Annotated in this window: 4 protein-coding genes and 2 pseudogenes; 5 read left to right on the top strand and 1 reads right to left on the bottom strand. The window is 28.8% G+C overall.

What is annotated here, in order from left to right:
- From Q0F58_RS17550 to uvrB, 5 genes and pseudogenes are all read left to right on the top strand, one after another.
- On the top strand, nt 1-703 hold a 703-nt coding region (locus tag Q0F58_RS17550; RefSeq protein WP_367118212.1), incomplete at its 5' end, for a WD40/YVTN/BNR-like repeat-containing protein.
- A 66-nt stretch (nt 704-769) separates the two neighbouring features.
- On the top strand, nt 770-1,351 hold the full coding sequence (locus Q0F58_RS17545; RefSeq protein WP_294379158.1) for a hypothetical protein: 582 nt from the start codon (nt 770-772) through the stop codon (nt 1,349-1,351).
- A 147-nt stretch (nt 1,352-1,498) separates the two neighbouring features.
- Nucleotides 1,499-1,753: a type II toxin-antitoxin system prevent-host-death family antitoxin gene (locus Q0F58_RS17540; RefSeq protein ID WP_294379157.1), complete on the top strand. Its 255-nt coding sequence runs from the start codon at nt 1,499-1,501 to the stop codon at nt 1,751-1,753.
- A 15-nt stretch (nt 1,754-1,768) separates the two neighbouring features.
- A complete protein-coding gene (locus Q0F58_RS17535) occupies nt 1,769-2,074 on the top strand; it encodes a type II toxin-antitoxin system RelE/ParE family toxin (RefSeq protein WP_294379156.1) in 306 nt (101 codons plus the stop codon).
- A gap of 24 nt (nt 2,075-2,098) precedes the next feature.
- Nucleotides 2,099-4,055: pseudogene (gene uvrB / locus Q0F58_RS17530) on the top strand (excinuclease ABC subunit UvrB).
- 74 nt (nt 4,056-4,129) lie between these two features.
- On the opposite strand, the pseudogene Q0F58_RS17525 reads toward uvrB, so the two are convergent.
- Nucleotides 4,130-4,374, bottom strand: a pseudogene (locus Q0F58_RS17525) (hypothetical protein); the annotation flags it as partial.

The following is a 4,374-nucleotide window of genomic DNA, read 5'->3' as shown; positions in this document are numbered from 1 at the left end:
TTATAGTGTTGTTAGTGTTGGAAAAAACGATTTCAAAATTCAAAATGGTATTTTATATGTTAGCTTAGATGGAAAAAATGTTATCGAAGTTCCAGGAGATTTTTCAAATATGCAAGATTCATATAAAACAAATAATTACCAAATATCTGAAGAAAAGATAATTTTTTATTACATTAAAGATAATAAGAGATATTTAGTATATTCAGATGACAGAGGTGAAACATGGAATACAACTGAAATAGAAAATGATTCTACAATTGACTGTTTACAATTCATTAATTCAAAAATAGGGTATATGTTGAAATTCGAAGATGTAGCACTTGGAGGGCAGGCTTTTGGCGAGCTATGTAAAACAGAAGATGGTGGAATAAACTGGACAAATATATTTTATGGAATAGGTGATGAAGAAAAGAATTTTAGAACATCTACACAATTCAAATTTATCAACGAAAAAGTTGGATTTTTATCTATGCCATCAGTTGGAGGAGAAAAGTCTACTATATATATTACAAGAGATGGTGGCTATAATTTTGATGAGCTTGTAATAAGCAAAAGCGATATATATGACTATTATAATTTACCAACTGTTGAAAATGGAATAATTTATATAAAGATTTCACAAGGTTCAGATGGAGATTATAATGGAGGAGATTATAAAGTTTATTCTTCTAATGATAACGGAGAGAATTGGGTAGAACAATAATAATGTTGATAATTATTGGCTTTTGTGATATAAAATAATAGAAATAAAATGTAGGGGGATAAAATTATGGATAAGAAAAAAATTACAGGAATTTGTGTTGTTATATTTGTGGTTGTTGTTATTGCTATATGTATTACAGTAGTTCAATTTTCAAATCGTGATTTAGAAGAGACAAAAAGAGATTTACAAGAAACTCAAGAAAAATATGGTTGGGTTGAAAAAGAAACGGTTGATGTTTTAGTTTCAAAATTTAATACAGAAATAGTTGATAATAGTTCATTAAACCCAGCATCACCTGATTATCTAACAGAAAGTAATAATCAATATTGGTATGGATTAATAGAAGGAATTTATTTAGTAGTTGTTCCAGAAGAATATACTGGTGATAAGACAACTGAAAATGTAAATTATATGCTTTTATATGTTGAAAAAAATAGTCAATATGAATCAAATGCCATTTCATATATTAAATATTTAATTAAGGCAAATAATAGTCAAATAACTGACTCAGAAATTGATACATTATTGGAAGAGGCAAAGACAAAATCTAATTCTGGTAAAGTAGCAAATAACGGAAAAGGAATTTCAATTGGTTATACAGAAAAAGGTGATGCATACCAATATCAAGTTTTAAGATTATATAAGTAATAAAATGAATCAAAGACAAAGTGATGTAACATTTAGAGAACTGCTTGAAATATAGTGGTTCTTTTTGATTAATATAAATGAAAAAATATTGACTATATATCAATATTTTGATAAAATATGTATAGAATATTAATGGAGGTGGTTGTTATGCCAATTATTAGACCAAGTTCGGATTTAAGAAATAATTATAATGAAATTTCTACAATTTGTCATCAAACAAAGAAACCAGTATATATTACAAAAAATGGTGCAGGAGATTTAGCTGTAATGAGTATTGAATTATACGAACTTTTGACAGATAAATATATGTTATATAAAGAATTAGAAAAAGGAATAAGATCATTAGAAGAAGGAAAGACATACTCAGACAAAGAAGTATACGAAGAATTGGATAAAATATAAAAGGAAGGGTTGTCTATGAAATACTATATAGAATATTCAGAGGAATCTAAACAGGATTTAATTGAAATAAAAAAATATATAAAAAATAATTTACAAGAACCACAAACAGCAGAAAATTTAATAAATAAGATAAGAAGAGAAATAAATAATTTAAAGAGTAATCCCAATATACATGCTATTATAGATGATGATATAATAATAAAATTAGAAATAAGAAAACTAATAATAGATAACTATATTGTATTTTATAGAATTAAGAATGAAAATATACAAATAGTAAGGATTATGTATGGAAGAAGAAATTGGATTGATTTATTGTAGAACATATTTATAAAGGGAGGAAAAATGTTTAAATTACACTCAGAATTTAAGCCAACAGGCGACCAACCACAAGCAATAGAATACCTATCAAAGGGAATAGAAGATGGCAAGAAATTCCAGACACTTCTAGGTGTTACGGGTTCAGGAAAAACTTTTACTATGGCGAATATAATAGCTAAAACTCAAAGACCAACATTGGTTTTAGCACATAATAAAACATTAGCTCGGACAATTATACTCTGAGTTTAAAGAGTTCTTTCCAGAAAACAGAGTAGAATATTTTGTATCATATTATGACTACTATCAACCAGAAAGCTACATAGCAGCCTCAGACACATATATTGAAAAAGATGCATCAATAAATGATGAAATAGACAAACTACGTCATTCTGCAACATTATCGCTATTTGAAACAAGGGACGTAATAGTAGTAGCATCAGTATCATGTATATATGGTTTAGGAGATCCAGAAGACTATCAAGAGATGATGCTATCTTTAAGACCAACTATGGAAAAATCAAGAGATGAAGTAATGAAGAAATTAGTTACAATGCAATATTCAAGAAACGAAATAGACTTCAAAAGAGGAACATTCAGAGCAAAAGGAGATATTTTAGAAATTTACCCATCATCAACTAGCGAATCAGCATTAAGGGTAGAATTTTGGGGAGATGAAATAGAAAAAATATCGGAAATTAATCCACTAACAGGAAAGGCAATAGGAACTAGAGAACATGTCTTAATTCCACCTGCATCACAATATGTAACCAGCAGAGACAAGCTTGATAGAGCAATTGTAACAATAGAAGAAGAGCTTCAAGAACGTATAAAATACTTCAAATCGCAAAATAAATTGATAGAAGCACAACGTATAGAAGAAAGAACGAATTTTGATATTGAAATGATGAAAGAAACTGGATTTTGTCAAGGAATAGAAAATTATTCAAGACATATGAGTGGAAGAAAAGCTGGAAGTCCACCATATACATTGTTTGATTATTTTCCAAAAGATTATTTATTGCTAATAGACGAATCTCATGCAACAATACCTCAGGTTAGAGCCATGTATAATGGAGATAAATCAAGAAAAGATTCACTTGTAAATTATGGATTTAGGCTTCCATCAGCATATGATAATAGACCACTAAAATTTGAAGAATTTGAACAAAGAATAAATCAAGTTGTTTTTGTAAGTGCGACACCAGCTGACTATGAAAAAGAACATTCAAAAGAAAATGTTGTAGAGCAAATTATTAGGCCAACAGGACTTTTAGACCCTAAAATAGAAGTTAAGCCTGTAACAAATCAGGTTGATGATTTAATAGAACAGATAAGAATTAGAGTCGAAAAGAAAGAAAGAGTATTGGTTACAACATTAACCAAAAAGATGGCAGAAGATTTAACAGAATATTTAAAGAGTTTGGATATAAAAGTAAATTATATGCATTCAGATACAAAAGCATTAGAAAGAATGGAAATAATTAGAAATTTAAGGCTTGGAGAATTTGATGTTCTAGTTGGAATAAACTTATTAAGAGAAGGCTTAGATATACCAGAGGTATCTTTGGTTGCAATATTAGATGCGGATAAAGAAGGATTTTTACGTTCAGAACGTTCATTAATCCAAACAATAGGACGTGCTGCAAGAAATACTGACGGAACTGTTATAATGTATGCAGATGTTCTAACAGATTCTATGGAAAAAGCGATATCAGAAACCAATAGAAGACGTAAAATTCAAACCGAATATAATAAGGTTCATGGAATTACACCTAAGACCATAAATAAATCTGTAAGAGATGCTATTAGGGCTGTTCAAACAGAAGATATTGGGGTTGAATTTAAGGCAGAAAAAGATGAAGATATTAAGGAAACAATTAATAAGTTGACTAATGATATGCTAGAGCTTGCTAGTAAAATGGAATTTGAGAAAGCTGCTGAGGTTAGAGATAAGATAAAAGAGTTGGAAAAATTGTTGTAAATATAAAAAATGTATAAATTTCAAGATATACGAAAAAGACGATTTTATAGTAAAAATATAAAATCGTCTTTTTTTTAAATATATTCTTCAAGCACTTTCCAAACATCATCGCAAAAAACTTTTTTCTCCGAAGAAAAAGGCATCATAGTTGCATCCATCAAAGGGTTGATTTCCTTTTGCAAACTAGCAACAGTATCTAAAACCTTTGTAGGAGCAATCTTATCTGCTTTGTTAGCAATAATCATAAAAGGTTTACCAGAACGAATAATATAATCATACATCAACCTGTCATTGCTAGTTGGAGAATGTCTAATATCAA

This window comes from uncultured Clostridium sp. (assembly GCF_934754915.1).
Taxonomy (GTDB): domain Bacteria; phylum Bacillota; class Clostridia; order Clostridiales; family Clostridiaceae; genus Clostridium.
This window is presented reverse-complemented; position numbering and strand designations above follow the sequence as displayed.